General features: G+C 74.6%; 14 protein-coding genes. 7 read left to right on the top strand and 7 right to left on the bottom strand.

Annotated features, from left to right (window positions below):
- Positions 1–12: 12 nt before the first annotated feature.
- Positions 13–1,494, bottom strand: coding sequence for a glycoside hydrolase family 71 protein (locus J116_RS01210; protein WP_023591193.1), 1,482 nt, complete (start codon positions 1,492–1,494; stop codon positions 13–15).
- A 511-nt stretch (positions 1,495–2,005) separates the two neighbouring features.
- Between J116_RS01210 and J116_RS01215 the strand changes: the two genes are divergently transcribed.
- Positions 2,006–3,505 carry a bifunctional phosphatase PAP2/diacylglycerol kinase family protein gene (locus tag J116_RS01215; RefSeq protein ID WP_028964797.1) on the top strand — a complete coding sequence of 500 codons (1,500 nt, stop codon included), beginning with the start codon at positions 2,006–2,008 and terminating at the stop codon, positions 3,503–3,505.
- Positions 3,506–3,602: 97 nt separating this feature from the next.
- Here the strand turns inward: J116_RS01215 and J116_RS01220 are convergent, their stop codons facing one another.
- Positions 3,603–4,535, bottom strand: coding sequence for a nucleoside hydrolase (locus tag J116_RS01220; RefSeq protein ID WP_023591191.1), 933 nt, complete (start codon positions 4,533–4,535; stop codon positions 3,603–3,605).
- Between the two features lie 274 nt (positions 4,536–4,809).
- Here J116_RS01220 and J116_RS01225 point away from each other — a divergent pair, with 274 nt between their 5' ends.
- From J116_RS01225 to J116_RS30325, 4 genes are all read left to right on the top strand, one after another.
- Entirely contained in the window at positions 4,810–5,436 is a 627-nt protein-coding gene (locus J116_RS01225; RefSeq protein ID WP_023591190.1) for a DUF6230 family protein, read from the top strand.
- A 1-nt stretch (position 5,437) separates the two neighbouring features.
- A complete protein-coding gene (locus J116_RS01230; RefSeq protein WP_023591189.1) occupies positions 5,438–5,974 on the top strand; it encodes a DUF6114 domain-containing protein in 537 nt (178 codons plus the stop codon).
- A 284-nt stretch (positions 5,975–6,258) separates the two neighbouring features.
- Entirely contained in the window at positions 6,259–6,927 is a 669-nt protein-coding gene (locus J116_RS01235; RefSeq protein WP_023591188.1) for a hypothetical protein, read from the top strand.
- A 173-nt stretch (positions 6,928–7,100) separates the two neighbouring features.
- Positions 7,101–7,298, top strand: coding sequence for a hypothetical protein (locus tag J116_RS30325; RefSeq protein ID WP_023591187.1), 198 nt, complete (start codon positions 7,101–7,103; stop codon positions 7,296–7,298).
- 38 nt (positions 7,299–7,336) lie between these two features.
- Here the strand turns inward: J116_RS30325 and J116_RS30330 are convergent, their stop codons facing one another.
- Positions 7,337–7,624, bottom strand: coding sequence for a hypothetical protein (locus J116_RS30330; protein ID WP_201258791.1), 288 nt, complete (start codon positions 7,622–7,624; stop codon positions 7,337–7,339).
- Between the two features lie 496 nt (positions 7,625–8,120).
- On the bottom strand, positions 8,121–8,846 hold the full coding sequence (locus tag J116_RS01245; RefSeq protein ID WP_023591185.1) for a dienelactone hydrolase family protein: 726 nt from the start codon (positions 8,844–8,846) through the stop codon (positions 8,121–8,123).
- A 199-nt stretch (positions 8,847–9,045) separates the two neighbouring features.
- Between J116_RS01245 and J116_RS29840 the strand changes: the two genes are divergently transcribed.
- Together J116_RS29840 and J116_RS01250 are read left to right on the top strand one after the other, a co-directional pair.
- Positions 9,046–9,219 carry a hypothetical protein gene (locus J116_RS29840; protein ID WP_161492104.1) on the top strand — a complete coding sequence of 58 codons (174 nt, stop codon included), beginning with the start codon at positions 9,046–9,048 and terminating at the stop codon, positions 9,217–9,219.
- A 76-nt stretch (positions 9,220–9,295) separates the two neighbouring features.
- Positions 9,296–11,635, top strand: coding sequence for a SpoIIE family protein phosphatase (locus J116_RS01250; RefSeq protein ID WP_023591183.1), 2,340 nt, complete (start codon positions 9,296–9,298; stop codon positions 11,633–11,635).
- Here J116_RS01250 and J116_RS01255 read toward each other — a convergent pair.
- From J116_RS01255 to J116_RS01265, 3 genes are all read right to left on the bottom strand, one after another.
- Positions 11,579–11,887, bottom strand: a complete 309-nt coding sequence (locus J116_RS01255) for a DUF5133 domain-containing protein (RefSeq protein WP_023591182.1) — start codon at positions 11,885–11,887, stop codon at positions 11,579–11,581. The two genes, J116_RS01250 and J116_RS01255, sit on opposite strands and share 57 nt — an antisense overlap.
- 213 nt (positions 11,888–12,100) lie before the next feature.
- A complete protein-coding gene (locus tag J116_RS01260) occupies positions 12,101–12,820 on the bottom strand; it encodes a GNAT family N-acetyltransferase (protein ID WP_051204004.1) in 720 nt (239 codons plus the stop codon).
- Between the two features lie 255 nt (positions 12,821–13,075).
- Positions 13,076–14,425: a UDP-glucose dehydrogenase family protein gene (locus J116_RS01265; protein ID WP_051204003.1), complete on the bottom strand. Its 1,350-nt coding sequence runs from the start codon at positions 14,423–14,425 to the stop codon at positions 13,076–13,078.
- Positions 14,426–14,766: the final 341 nt, after the last annotated feature.

Consider the following 14,766-nt stretch of genomic DNA (forward strand, 5'->3'; position numbering starts at 1 on the left):
CGGGGGCCGGGGTCAGAGGCAGCAGGGTGGGGCGGGGCGGCCGCTGGTGGCGGCGTAGTACTGGAGGTCCTGCACCTCGGGGTGGCGGACCACCCGGTACGGGAGCTCCACGGCGGCGGCGGTGCGGCCGTCGCGTACCGCCGCGGCGGAGACCTCGCCGGTGCGCAGCGGCACCAGGACGGGGGCCGTCCCGGCGGGGACCGGCTGGCTGGTGGTGACGGTGCCTACGGTGACGCGGAGGGTCGCGGGGCGGGTGAGGAACGGCAGGACCTCCACCGTGTCGCGGGCTTCCTCGCTGCTCCCCCGGAGCGTCATCAGGCGGGTCTGGCCGCCGGTCGGGACGGCGTCGGCGAACTGTGTGCGGGAGGTGACGTACAGCGTGTCGCGGACGATCCGCGGCCACGTCCCGGTCTTGAAGCGGGTCAGGTAGTAGGAGGTGAGGTCCAGGTAGGCGTGCCCGTTGTGCTGCGACGGGGCGAAGTGGGTGGTCTCGGAGTAGTCGTTCCAGGTGGTGAGCTGCACCCAGTCCGCTCCCCCCGCGATGGCGCGGTGCCAGGTGGCGCGGAGGGTGCCGGTGTTGCCCGCCTCGTCGTACACGCCCTGGCTGGGCCGGGCGTCCTGGACGGCGACGGGCTGCATCCACACCTTGCCGAGGCGGTGCGCGAGCCGGGCGTCGCGGCCGGGGTCGTCGGGCTGCGTGTACGTGCGCGCGCCCCAGTCGGAGAAGCCGTAGCTGATCGGGGCGAACTCCTCGTGGTGGGCGCCGAAGTCCAGGAAGAGCGGCACGAACGCGGTGCGCACACCGTGCCGGGCGCGCAGGTCGTCGAGGAGCGCGGACCACCAGCCCGCGCTCCTGGCCTCCGCCTTGAACGGGGAGACGACCAGGCGCCCGTCGGGAAGCCGGTGCGCCGCCGGGCTGCGGCCCAGTTCGGCGAGGGCGTCGGCGATCTGCCGGGGCGTCTCGCTGGTGAGGGACGCCATGTCCGGCATCAGCATGATCGTGAAGTCGGGGTCCACGGAGCGGGCGGCTTCGAGCATGAGCCTGCAGCGCTCCCAGTTCCGGCCGGACAGGGACAGCAGGTCGAGGGTGAACCCGTCGAGGCCCGCGTCGCGCGCGGTCCGCACCTCCTGCCGGAGGTTGGCCAGCTCCCAGTCGCCGTCCTGGGGGCGGACCGGCAGTGGCCGGTCGCGCAGCAGGCCGCCGTACGCGCGGTGCTTGCCCTTCTCGCCGTGCGGGGTGAGGTAGTGGCGGGCGTAGTAGTCGCGGTGCGGTTCGTCGTTGTCGAGGGAGAGGGGGTACGGGGTGAAGTAGTGCGCGAACACGAGCTTGCCCCGGGCGCGCAGGGCGGCGCGGTCCGGCAGGTCGAAGGGGAGCGCGTAGGCTCCCGCGCGGGCGGTGTCGCCCGGCCCCGCTGTCGTGGCGCTCGCGCGCGGGTCGCTCTCCCAGGCGGCGGCCAGTCCGGTGCACAGGAGGGCCAGGACCAGTCCGACCACGGCGCCCGCGAGGGACCGCCCGCGTGGGCGGCCCCGCCGGTGGCGCCGCGAGGTCTCGTGGTGCCCGCCGCGACGCCACAGGGCCGCACCGCGGCGACCGCGACGCCACCCGGTCTCGCCCTGTGCGGCGGCGCCGTGCGGCCGTGGGGCCTCTTGCCGGCCGGCGTCGTGCGGCCGTGGGGCCTCTTGCCGACCGGCGTCGTGCGGCCGTGGGGCCTCGTCGTGTCCGCCGTGTTCCGTCCGCATCGCGACCCCTCTCCCCCGCCCGCCGTGCGCGGCGCGCCGTACAGAAGTAGAGCGGATCGCCACGAGCCGGACAACCTTCCGCCACGAACGGGGGAACGCCCGCCCGCCCGCGCACCGTCGAGGAGCCGGGAAGGCGCCACCGGGGGCCCGGGAGGGCGTACGACCGGCCCGCCCGGGAGGCGTCGGACCGGCTCCGGCGGGTACGTTGGCGCGGTCGGGCACGTTGACGCGCGCCGGAGCGTTCCGGGTACGAGGAGGAGAGCCGATGCGAGAGGCACCCAAGACGCGGAGCGTGTTCAGCCGACTGGACCGCGCGGTGTTCGCGCAGGTGGCGCAGCGTACGTGGCCCGCGGCGGAGCCGGTGCTGCCGCGGCTGAGCACGAGTGCGAACCGGGGCGTGCTGTGGTTCGGCATCGCCGCCGGGATGTGGGCGCTGGGCGGGGCGCGCGGCCGGCGGGCGGCCGTGCGCGGGGTCGCGTCGCTGGCGCTGGCGTCGTTGACGGTGAACACGCTGGCGAAGGGCGCGGTGCGGCGGAAGCGGCCGGTGATCGACCGGGTGCCCCTGGCCCGCCGGCTGCCACGCCAGCCGCTGACCACGTCGTTCCCGTCCGGGCACTCGGCGTCGGCGGCGGCGTTCATGACGGGGGTCGCCCTGGAGTCGCGGGGCATGGGGGCGGCGCTGGTGCCGGTCGCGGCGTCGGTCGCCTTCTCCCGTGTCTACACCGGCGTCCACTACCCGAGTGATGTGCTGGTGGGCATGGCGCTTGGGGCGGGCGCGGCGTTCGCGGTACGCGGCCTGGTGCCGACGCGGGACCTGGTGCCGGTGCCCGCGCGGCCGCGCGCCGAGGTTCCGGCGTTGCCGGACGGGGACGGGCTCGTGGTCGTGGTGAACCCGTCGTCGGGGGCGGGGACCCATCTGATGGACCCGGCGACGCAGATCACGACACTGCTGCCGAAGGCGGAGGTGTTCCTGTGCGGTCAGGGCGTCGACTCGCTGCCGGACCTGCTGGAGACCGCCGCCGCCGAAGCGGCGCGGCGCGGTGGGGTGTTCGGGGTGTGCGGCGGGGACGGCACGGTGAACGCCGCGGTGGCGCCCGCGCTTCGGCACCGGGTTCCGCTGCTGGTCCTGCCGGGCGGGACGTTCAACCACTTCGCCGCCGACCTGGGGGTGGACTCGGTCGCCGACGGCTGCCACGCGCTGGCGGAGGGGCACGCGGTACGGGCCGACGTGGGCCGGGTCCGGCTGCACGGGCGCGGGGCCGCGCGTGAGCCGGTGTACTTCGTCAACACGTTCAGTCTCGGCGTCTATCCGGAACTGGTGCGGCTCCGGGAGCGCTGGTCGCCCCGGATCGGCGGGCCCGCCGCGACGCTGCTCGGCGCCGCCCGGGTCCTGCGTACGGCGACACCGCTGCGGGCGGAGGTGAACGGCAAGCCCCGCTCCATGTGGTTCCTGTTCGTGGGGAACGGCGTCTACCGCAGTGTGGGGCTGGCGCCGCTGCGCCGCCATGACGTGGCGGACGGGCTGCTGGACGTACGGATCGCGCAGGCCGGGCGGCTGGCGCGGCCCCGTCTGCTGGCGACGGCGGCGGGTGGCCTGGCCCGTACGCGGCTGTACGCCGCGGCCCGGACGACGGCGCTGCGCGTGACGAGCCTCCCCGCCGACACCCATATGGCGTACGACGGGGAGGTCGTGCCCGCGGCGCCGGGCCTGACGCTCGACAAGCTGCCGGAGGCGCTGACGGTCTACCGGCCCGTGACCGGCTGAGCCCCGCCTCTCCTGGCCCCCGACCGCCTGATCCCGGCCCCTCACCGGCTGAGCCCTCGGCCGGGCGCCCACTCGCCGGGCTCGCGGCCGGGTGGCGTCAGCCGAGGGTGCGTACGGCGTCCACGATCAGGTCCCAGTACGCGTCCACGTCCACGTCCACGCCGACGTACGCGTTGGGGCGGGCCCCGGTGACGCCGTCGAGGTCCACGACCGTGGCACCGCGCGTGTGGGTGCCGGTCAGTTCGACGGCGACGGGCGCGTGGACGAGGGTGAGCAGGCCGGGGGCGACGATGTGGGCGACGGTGAGCGGGTCGTGCAGGGGCGGGGCGGGGAAGCCGAACACCTCGCGGTACGTGTCGCCGAAGTAGGTGAGGAGCGCGGCGCACACGTCGGCGAGCGGTGTGCCGAGCGCCCGGACGCGCGCGACGACCTCGGGGGTGGCGAGCGCGCGGTGGCTGACGTTGAGGCCGATCATCGTGAGGTGCAGTCCGCTGCGGAAGACGACGTCGGCGGCCTCGGGGTCGGCGAGGATGTTGAACTCGGCGGCGGGTGTCCGGTTGCCGCGCCCCGTGGAGCCGCCCATCAGGACGATCCGCTCGATCCTGGCGGCCAGTTCGGGGTGGGCGAGCAGGAGCGTCGCGATGTTGGTGAGCGGCCCGGTCGGAACGAGCGTGACGGGCACCGGATGGGCGCGGAGGGTGTCGCGCAGGAAGGTGACGGCGTCGCGGCCGTCGAGCGGTACGTCAGGTTCGCCGAATCCGGGGCCGTCCAGCCCCGACTCGCCGTGGATGTCGGGAGCGACGATGCCGGGTCCCCGCAAAGGTTCGGCCAGGCCGGCGGCGATCGGCACGCCTCGGACGCCGGCCACGGTGCAGACGCGGCGGGCGTTCAGGGTGGTCTTCTCCACGGTCTGGTTCCCGGCGACGGTGGTGATCCCGAGCAGCTCGACACCCGGGTGAGCTGCGGCGAGCAGGATGTTGAAGGCGTCGTCGTGGCCGGGGTCGCAGTCCAGGATCACGGGGATGGGCATGGGGTCTCCTGAAGATCCTTCGAGTAGGCCGAAAAGCGTCGTTCGCCAACCTTGCCAACACTCACTGGCACTCTTACATTCAACCCGTCGGTAACACCCGTGAGTAGGTCTGACGGATGGTCACACCACCGCTCGCGGTCGCTCTCCGCTCCACCTTTTCCCGCGCACCGCCGCGTCCCCCCGGCGGCCCGCCTTCGAGCAGGGTCTCCCGCTCCATCCGATATCCGTGGCCGACGGTCACCGCGGCCGTGGACACCAAGAGAGGGGATATTTCATGAGAAACGCACCTGACGGCGGCACGGACGAGGTTGTCGGCCGCATCCAGTGGAAGCGCTTCGCGGCCCTGTCCGTGCCGGGGGTCGCCCTGACCGCCGCCCTGGGGGTCGCCCTGTCGAGCGGCGCCCTCGCGGCCTCCTTCGCCGTGTCGGGCCAGCAGTTCAAGGTGTCGGCTGACAGCCTGACGGGCAAGGGGTTCGCGCAGTACGGCAGCATCGACACGAACGCCCGCGAGGAGCTGCTCCCCGTGGCGGTCACGGCGATCCGCGAGGCCGAGCTGAACAACCTGTGCCAGTCGGTCGTCACGACCCTGCCGGTCATCGGTGACATCTCGCTGTATCTGACGGCGGGGAAGAAGAAGCCCGTGGAGGCCACGGACCTGTTCGTGGACGCCACGCAGTTGTCGGGCGACGCGGCCTTCAACAACATCGAGATCGGCCGGGACGCGTCCACGCTGGACAAGGGCCCCGAGGGCGGGCAGGGCATGCAGGACCTGTTCGGCCAGCAGGCGGACGACGTGAGCATCACGGGTCTGCGGCAGGTGGCCTGGGCGACGAACGCCGGCACGTTCAAACTGTCCGGCCTGAACATGAAGATCAGCAAGGGCAAGAAGGAATGCTTCTGACATGCCGTCACCGGCTGACGGGGCGACGCGAGAGCCCCTGAACGGTCACCCGGCCGGGTCCGTGGAGGACGCCCACCCCGCCGAGGTCCTGGACCAGCCTCCGCCCGCGCCCTCCGGCCCGGTCCGCTCCGGCCTCCGGAGCAGGTGGCGCCGCTGGCGCAGGAGTCGGCCCTTCTGGGGCGGGCTGCTGACCATCCTGGCGGGGGCCGAGATCTGCGCCATCCCTCTGGCGCCGCTGGAGGTGATGCTCCACCAGGGCATCGCCGGAGTCCCCTCCGTCCTCCTCGGGGTTGTCATGATCATGTTAGGCACCTCGGTCTGGGTGTCCCCGCACTACCGCTCGCTCGCGGGTGTCGTCACGACCCTGATCGCGGCCGCCGCGCTCGTCATGTCCAACCTCGGCGGGTTCCTCATCGGGACCCTCGTGGGCATCCTGGGCGGCGCCATGATGTTCGCCTGGCAGCCGGTCGCGCCCCCTCGGCGCGACGAACCCGCTCCCCCGCCCCCCGGCGCCTCGGAGAACCCGGCCGAGGCCTGACGGAACCGCACCCGCGACACCGCCGCCCCGCATGCGCAGGCACCCGAAGGCGCAGGCATCCGCAGACGCAGGCATCCGACGGGGCCGTACCCCCGGCCCCTTCACCGACACGGGCGGACACACGCCACACCCGCCACACCCACCGCTCAACCCCGGCGAGCCACACCGGCCTCCCGGGCCTCGCGTCCACCGCCGTCACCACGGCTCTCTCCGTACTTTCCCGGGCCCCCCACACCCTCAGCGGTGTGACACCCCGTCACACCATCCCCGAAGGAGAACCCCACATGGCAACCCTCACCACCCGCAAGGCACTCTCCCTGGGCACCGGCCTGGCCGCCGTCGGCGCCCTGGTCTTCGCCGGGTCCACCGCCACCGCCGCGCCGGCCGCCCCGGCCCTCGCCGGCTCGACCACCGTCACCCCGGCCGGGCACGGCTTCAAGGCCACGCTCAGCGGAAAGGCCACCTTCAAGGCGGGCACGGTGACCGTCACCTGCTCGGTCTCCTCGTCCACCGGCACGGTCCCGGCGGCGCCCGGCAACCACAACGCGGCGGGCCCCGTCTCCAGCGCGATCACCCCGCCGACCTTCTCCTCGTGCACCACCAGCATGCCCGGGGTCAGCGCCACCGTCACCACCAGCGGCGCGTGGACCGTGTCCATGCAGCACGGCTCCCCCGTCGTCGCGTCGTTCGCCGTCCCCACCGGCGGCCTGGTCGTCAAGACGTCCGGCATCGCCAGCTGCACCGTCACCGCGGCGCCCACCGCGCCCGCCACGACGAGCGGCACGTGGACCAACGGCGCCCCCTCCTCCCTGGCGTTCAGCAACGCCCAGGTGCCCGTCAAGGTCGTCGGCGGCTTCGGCTGCCCGACCAGCGCGACCTCCTCCTCCTTCTCGGCCACCTACCTGGTGACCGACACGACCGACCCGGCGCAGCAGATCACGGTCACCGGCTGACCGTCCCGTCCCTCCGGCGAGCGCCCGCGCCGCTGGAGGGACCCGCGCGGCACGGCGGCCCTCCCGCCGTGCCGCGCACCCACGACGGCCCCCCGGATGAGCCGCCCGTGCGGGGGGGTACCCGCCGCCCCGGGAACGTACGGACGCGTGCGTACGGACGAGAGGGCCGTGCCGTGGAGCCCACCGACTGGCCGCTGACCGCGACCGAACGCGGCAGCCCCGCCGTCCGCCTGGACGCCCGCCGGGGCGAAGCCGCCTGGACCGGGGGAAACCGGGTACGACCCCTGGTGATCGGCGCGGTCTACTTCTCCGAGCTGCTCGCCGCGCTCCGCGCCCAGCGCGCCGGCGACCTGTGCCTCTTCACCGAGTGACGGGGCGACCCCGACGAACAGCTCGACGGCGAGGGCACCTAGGTCGCCCGGGGCCTCGGCGACGCGGCCCGGCGCGGCGTGATCGTCAAGGGCTCGTCCGGCGTTCCCACCCGGAACGCTTCCGCTTCAGCCAGGCCGAGAACCGCCACCTCGGCACGGAGATCGGGGCCGCGGGCGGCGAGTGCCTGCTCGACGTGCGCGTCGGCCCCGGCGGCTTCCACCACCAGAAGTACGTCGTCCTGCGGCACCCCGGCCGCCCCGAGCGGGACGTGGCGTTCGTCGGCTGCACCGACCTGTGCCACAGCCGCCGCGACGACGCCGCCCACCACGGCGACCCGCAGGCCCTGCCCATCGCCGACGCGTACGGACCGCGCCCGCCCTGGCACGACAGCCAGCTCGCCGTACGCGGCCCCGCCGTCGGCGATGTCGAGGCGTGCTTCCGCGCACGGCGGGGAGGTCGAGTTCGGTACTTGCGGCCGGCCCCACGGCACCCCCCTGCCGGCACGAGCACGTCTGCATCCGCTGCCCGACGCTCCACGTCGATCCCAGGACGCTCGCCCAGCTCTTCGAGCTCGAAGCCGACCTCCTGCACCGCAGGACGCAGGCCGAGGCCGAAGGCTGGATCGGTGGGATCGAGGGCGTCGATCCCCCCCACCTTCCTTCGCGCGAAGCTCGACGAGACCCAGCGCCCAGCTCAGCGACCGGCCGTCCCCCTCGGCATCCCCGCAAGCCGCCGTCCGCAGGAGTCCGATGACGCTCCCCTGAGCGATGCCTCGGTGCAACGAGCGGTCGGAGCTGTGAACAGGGCCCAATCTGGCCGGATCACTCCGTTACGGGCAGGCACTCGGCGAGCAGGTCGACGACGTCCCGCCAGGCTCGCTGCGCGTGCTCGGGGTGATAACCCACCCCGGGAAGCACGTTGTGGTCGACCGGTGGGTGATGGAACGCGTGCAAGGCGCCGCCGTAGACCACGAGGCGCCAGTCGACGCCCGCAGCCTGCATCTCGGCGGTGAACGCGTCCCGTTGCGCGAGCGGCATGATCGGGTCTTCCGACCCGATCCCGGCCCACACCGGGCAGTGAATGCGCGCCGTCTCGCCTGGTCGGCCCGTGGTCAGCCCGTTGACTGTCGCGATCGCGCGCAGGTCGACGCCGTCGCGCCCGAGTTCCAGCGCGATCGCGCCCCCGGTGCCGTAGCCGACGGCGGCGATCCGGTCCGGGTCGGTCCGCGGCTCGGCGCGGAGCACGTCGAGCGCCGCGTGGCCGATGCCTCGCATCCGGTCGGGGTCGGCGAGCAGCGGCATGCAACGGGCCAACATCTCCTCTGGGTCTTCCACATAGCGTCCGCCGTGGAGGTCGAAGGCCAGCGCCACGTATCCCAGCTCAGCGAGCGCCTCGGCCCGGCGGCGCTCGACGTCGCTGAGCCCCACCCCCTCGGGCCCGACCAGCACCGCGGGCCGGCGGTCGACACCGGCCGGGAGCGCGAGGTGCCCGATCATCGTCAGGCCGTCGGCCGCGTATTCGATCGTGCGCGTCGCAACTGTCGTCATGAGCCTGGACTGTAGTGATCGTCGGGCCCGGTCGGGCAGGTGTTCTGCCGCTGGCGGAAGGCAGGTCTCCGGCGTATTCCGGAACCATCGCGTCAGCGGTTCGCTCGGAGCCTGTGGACACACCGCCGTCCGCCGGAAGGGCGGGCTCACCGGACGCCGCTGCGCGAGACGGGGTTTGTTCACAGGCTCTCACCCAAGGATGACGCTCACACCTCGCTCCTCAAAGATCTCCAGGAGCAGGTCGAACAGCACAGCGCAGAGAGGCACGCCGGAGCTGAACCGGGTCTTGGCGGCGCTGTCCACCCCGGCGTACCGGCTCCTGGTGGACCCCGACGGCCGCCCGCTCGGCCCGCGCCGCCGCAACGCCTACTGATCCCCGGGCCGAGCCCGTCCTCGGGCCGCCCCGGCGCTCCCGGGCGGCTTCCAGGGGGCTGTGCCATGCTCGGAGGGTGGACGAACCGCGTGTCCCGACGGACGGCGACGCCTCCGACGTGGTGGCGCGCGCCAGGGTCGTCGCGAGGCTGCGCGCCCGGGTCGACGAGCTGGAGGAGAGGCTCGCGACGAGCGTCCTGCGGGAGCGGGCGAAGGGCGCCCTCATGGCGCGGGAGGGCCTGTCGGCGCGGCAGGCGGACGCCGCGCTGGTCCGGCGGGCCGAGGAACGGGGCCGTACGGTCGCGGACGAGTGCTGGGCCGTGCTGGGCGCCACGCGCAAGGACCGGGCCGGGAAGGCCGTCGGCCCGGTGCCGGGCACGGGGCCCTCGGGTGCACTGCCGTCGGCGGATGCCGCCCCGGACGTGCTGGCGCGGGTGCTGCTGGAGGTCCTGCGGGGTCCCGCCGGGGTCGCCGGGGTGCTGGTCTGCGGTGCGGCGCCGGACGGCGGTCCGATGCTGCTCGGCCACGCCGGGGTGGACGAGCCCCCCGCCATCGGCCCGACGGCGCTGGAGGCGGTACGCGGAGGGCGGCCGGTCTGGCCCGCCACGGCCCCGGGCGCGGACGGCGACAGCGACAGCGACAGCGACAGCGACAGCGCAGCGGACCGGCCGGGCGGCGCGGCGTGGGTGCCGGTGCCCGGGAAGGACGGCGCGCCCGGCACCGTCCTCGGGTTCCTGCCCGCAGGGCCCGGCGGCTTCGACGCGGCGGCGCGCGCCCTGGTGCTGGAGGCCGCCCGGTCGGCCGGTCGCGCCCGCACCCCTGCGCCCGGCACGACGGGCGGCGGCGCGGCCGAGGGCGGTACAGCGGCGGAGGGGTCCGGAATCGACGCCGTGCAGGCCGTGTTCGACACCCTGCCGGGGCCCGCCGTGCTGCTGACGCCGCTGCGGTCGCCGCTCACGGGCGACGTGGAGGACTACCGGATCGACGCGGCCGCGCCCCGCTCCGTGGACCACGCCGGACGGCGGGGCGCCGAGCTCGTCGGGCGCCGCGTCCTGGAGACGTACCCCGCCGTCGCCGGAACCGCCCTGTGGCGCGGCTACGCCGGAACGCTCCTCACCGGCGTGCCGTACGAGAGCGAGCCGTTCCCCTACGAGGAGGCCGCCGCCGACGCGCCCGTGCCGACGTCCTGGAGGGTGCGGGCCGCGCGGCTGGGCGGGAGGCTCGTCGTCTCCTGGTGCCGGCACGACGAGGAGGCCCACCACGAGACGCGCCGCAGGCACCAGATGGAGCGCCTCGGCGACCTGGGCTGGGCCGAGTGGAACGTACGCACCGGCGAGACGACCTGGTCGGAGCGCACGTACCGGATCTTCGGCCGCTCCCCGCAGGACGCGCCGCTCACCTGGGCGGAGCTGCCCGGCCACGTCGTACGGGAGGACGTGCCGCGCCTGGCGGAGGCGACGCGGCGGCTGCTGCGGGAGGGGCGCCCCCTGGACCGGACGTTCCGGATCAGGACCGCGTCCGGGGTGCGGCATCTGCGGCTGGTCGCGGAGCCCGTGACCGACGCGGAGGGCGCGACCGTGGAGGTGCACGCCCTCTACCAGGACCTCACCGCACTGCGGCAGGCCGAGCAGGCGCTGCTCCAGTCGGAGCGGGAGGTCCTCGTCCAGCAGGGGCTGCTGGAGGCGGAGCGGTCGCTCGCCACGCGCCTCCAGCAGGCCCTGCTGCCCCGTCAGGACCGGACACTCACGGTCGCGGGGCTGCGGACGGAGGTGTTCTACCTGCCGTCGCAGGCCGGGCTCAACGTCGGCGGCGACTGGTACAGCGCCATCGAACTGCCGGACGGGAGCGGCCTCTTCGTCATCGGCGACGTGGCCGGGCACGGCATCGACGCGGTGGCGACCATGGCCCAGCTGCGGTTCACCGCCAAAGGCATGATCGTGACGGGTTCGCCGCTGCCGGACGCCCTAATGCGGCTGAACGCGCTGCTGATGCACGCCCCCGAGGGCCGCCACTCCACGGCGACGCTGGTGCTCGCCCGGTACCAGCCCTGGGACCGCACCTGGACGTGGGCGCACGCCGGGCATCTGCCGCCGCTGCTCGTCCGCGGGGGCCGGGCGCGGTATCTGACGCCGCCCCTGGGGATCATGCTGGGCGCCACCGCGGACTGCTCGTACGAGGAACAGCGGTTCAGGGTGGTGCCCGGCGACCATCTGCTGCTCTACACGGACGGGCTGGTCGAGCGGCCCGGCGAGGACCTCGCCGCGGGCCTCGACCGGCTGGCCCGGAGGGCGGGCGGCGCGGTGCGCGCGGCCGGCGGGGTCGAGCGCCTCGCCGTACGGCTGACGGAGGCGCTGTCGCCGTCACGGCGCGACGACATCTGCCTGCTGCACCTCACGCTGCCCGCCGACGGCGTCTGAGGTCCGCCCGGCGGGCACCGTCGGGCGGACGGTCAGCAGCGAGTCGTCCTCGGGCCGGGCGCCGGGCAGCCGGTGGCGGGCGGCGACGAGGGCCGCGTCGATGTCCCGCGTGCCGGTGGAGACGCACAGCGTGTAGGCGACGTCCTCCATGCGCTGACGTACCTCCGGGCCGCCGTTGTGGGCGTCGAGCTTGCTGAGCGCGGTGTACTCCTCGATCAGCTTCGTCAGGACCGCGGGGTGGGCCATCAGCACGACTCGTCTCCTCTCGTACGGCCATCTCGTACGGCCGGGGGACGTCCGCTTACCCGGCTCGCCCACCCTCACACGCCCGCCGGGAACCAACCGCCCCGCACGGCACGGCCCGCCCCGCACGGCACCGCCCGACCGGCACGGCGGGCGCCCGGCCGTCGGCCTCACCGTGGGGCAGGCCTGCGACGGGCGGGTGCCGTCGGCGGCGCGCTCGGTTCAGGTGAGGAGCAGCTGTCCCGCCGCGTCGTCGTGGCTGCGGTGGGGGCGGGGGAACGGCGCCGGCGGCTGCGCGGTGGCCGACAGGCGCAGTTCGATGATGGAGCGGACCGTGGGCCACTCCTCGTGGAGTACCGAGTAGAACGCCGTGTCGCGGACCACCCCGTCCAGGCCCCGCGAGTGGGCGCGGCGGACGCCCTCGCAGGTCGCGCCGAGACGTTCGATCGCCGCCCTGGAGCGGGTGTTGCGGGCGTCGGCGCGCAGGGTGATCCGGCGCACGCCCCAGGTCTCGAACGCGTGGTGCAGCATGAGCAGCTTCGCCTCCGCGTTGGCACCCGTGCCGCGCGCGCAGCCCGCGATCCAGGTGTTGCCGATCTCGGCGGCGTCGGGCACGGCGGTGAGCGGATCGCCGTACGGGACGCCGGTGACCGGCGGCCACACGACGGGGCCCCTCCAGTAGTCCAGCTCCAGGAACCTGGTCGAGCCGACGACGCGCCCGTCGGCGGTGGTGACCAGGGCGAACGGGAGTGCCCGTCCGGCGGCCTGATCGGTCAGCGCGCGGGCGATGTAGTCGTGTGCCGCCTCCAGGCCGTCCGGCACCGGGGTGTAGGCGTACGCGGCGCGGTCCTGCGCGCCGGCCCGGGCGAGGCCCTCCGCGTGGCGCATGGCCAGCGGCTCCAGGCGCACGGTGCGCCCGGCAAGGACAACAGGTACTGGCACGGATCCTCGGGTCTTCCAGGAGCAGGGGATCTCCCGCGCCGGCAGGGCGGCACGCGAGTGATGGGGAGTGCTCGCCTTGCCGGAACCGTCCGCGTCACTGGAGGCGCGCGGGCGGACGGACCGCTTCGGCACCGGGGCGAGGAGGAACAGTATGCAGCCACCGCCCCTCCCAGAACAGAACCCCACACGAACCTCCGCACAAGCGCCGGTGAAACCCGGCTACACGGCGCTCACCAGCGGTTACGCGGGCCCTTCTCAGGCGCTGGGGGCCGGGTACGGCGTGCCGTCGCCGAACGAGGTCGTGGCGCGTTCCGGGAGCCGGTTCCCCGCGCTGCGGTACGTGAGCGGGAGACCGGCCAGCCGCTCGGGGAGCAGGCAGTTCTTGCCGTCCACCACGACGGCGGGGGCGGCGAGTTCGGTGGCGAGGACCGACCAGTCGGCCTCGATCGTCTCGGGCCACTCGGTGAGGACGGCGACCGCGCGGGCGCCGCGCAGGGCGGTCCTCAGGTCGGGGCAGGGGCGGGCGCCGGGGAACAGGCGGCCCAGCTCGTCGGCGTCCATGGCGGGGTCCCAGACGCGGACGCCGGCCGTCTCGGCGAGGAGCTGCGGGACGACGGCGCGGCTGGGGGCGGCCCGCATGTCGTCGCTCCACGGCTCGTAGCGGGCGCCGAGGACGGCGACCTCGCTGCGCGCGAGGTCGGCGCCGAGTTCCTGGCGCAGCGTGTCGCGGACGAGGGCGGCCTGGTCGCGGTTGACGTCGATGACGGCGTTCAGCAGCGGGGTGGCCAGTCCTCGGGAGGCGGCCCAGCGGGCGAGGGCGGTCGTGTCCTTGGGGAGGCAGGAGTCGCCGAAGCCGAGGCCGGGCTGGAGGAAGGCGTGGCCGATGCGCGGGTCGAGGCCGACGGCCTGCATCACCTGGTCGATGTTGAGGTCGGGGGTGGCGCACAGCCGCGCGCACTCGTTGGAGAAGCTGATCTTCGTGGCGAGGAAGGCGTTGCTGGCGTACTTGGTCATCTCCGCCGTGGTGGGCGTGGTGACCACCCAGGGGCAGGTCAGCGCCCCGTACAGGGTGTGCAGGACCTCGGTGACGGGCTGCGCCCACACCCCGGCGACCACGCGGGACGGGGTGGTCCAGTCGTCGAGGGCGCTGCCCTGGTTGAGGAACTCGGGGTTGTACGCGTACCGCTCGCGCAGCCGAGGGTGCTGGGCCATGAGGCGTTCGCTGGTGCCGGGCGGCACGGTGGACTTCAGCACCACGTGCGGGGCGGGCAGCAGTTCGGCGACCTCGGCGAGGGCGGCCTTCACCTGGGAGAGGTCGGCGGTGCCGTCGTCGGCGGGCGGGGTGCCGACGGTGATGAGCACGATCTCGAACGGCTCGGTGACGTGGGTGCGGGTCAGGTCGGGGGCGAAGCGGAGCCGTCCGGTCTCCAGGGCGAGGCTCAGCTCCTGCTGGAGTCCGGGCTCCGAGACGGGCGTGCGGCCCTCGGTGAGCGACCGCAGCCGGGCCGGGTCCTTCTCGATCCCGGTGACGTGGTGGCCCTGCCTGGCGAGGGCCACCGCCCCGGTCACGCCGACATAGCCCTGTCCGACGACGGCAACGCGCATACCCAGCCTCCTCAGACGGTGCGGCGGTACCGGTCCGGCACCGCACGTCAGCCTCGCCGAGCCCGCCCCGCCCGGCCACCGGCGAAGCCCGGACGGGTGAAGGAACGCACGGCCCAAACCCCCGCCCCCGCCCGGCGACCGGCCAGAGGCCGAACCCGCGGCCGCCCCGCGCCGGACAGCGGCCGGTCCAGCGATCATCCCGGCGCCGGACAGCGGCCGGTCCCGCGTCGCCCCGTGCCGGGCAGCGGTCGCCCGGACCCGCTTCCGTGGCCGGGCGCCGCCGTATCCGGCCGCGGGCCTCGTCTGCTCCACTGGTACGCGTCACCGCCGCGCGTGCCGCG

It is taken from the genome of Streptomyces thermolilacinus SPC6, assembly GCF_000478605.2.
Lineage (GTDB): Bacteria > Actinomycetota > Actinomycetes > Streptomycetales > Streptomycetaceae > Streptomyces > Streptomyces thermolilacinus.

Coding starts and splice junctions, on each gene's coding strand:
- J116_RS01215 (WP_028964797.1), top strand. CDS start 2,006: ATGCGAGAGGCACCCAAGACGCGGAGCGTGTTCAGCCGACTGGACCGC.
- J116_RS01220 (WP_023591191.1), bottom strand. CDS start 4,535: ATGCCCATCCCCGTGATCCTGGACTGCGACCCCGGCCACGACGACGCC.
- J116_RS01225 (WP_023591190.1), top strand. CDS start 4,810: ATGAGAAACGCACCTGACGGCGGCACGGACGAGGTTGTCGGCCGCATC.
- J116_RS01230 (WP_023591189.1), top strand. CDS start 5,438: ATGCCGTCACCGGCTGACGGGGCGACGCGAGAGCCCCTGAACGGTCAC.
- J116_RS01235 (WP_023591188.1), top strand. CDS start 6,259: ATGGCAACCCTCACCACCCGCAAGGCACTCTCCCTGGGCACCGGCCTG.
- J116_RS01245 (WP_023591185.1), bottom strand. CDS start 8,846: ATGACGACAGTTGCGACGCGCACGATCGAATACGCGGCCGACGGCCTG.
- J116_RS29840 (WP_161492104.1), top strand. CDS start 9,046: ATGACGCTCACACCTCGCTCCTCAAAGATCTCCAGGAGCAGGTCGAAC.
- J116_RS01265 (WP_051204003.1), bottom strand. CDS start 14,425: ATGCGCGTTGCCGTCGTCGGACAGGGCTATGTCGGCGTGACCGGGGCG.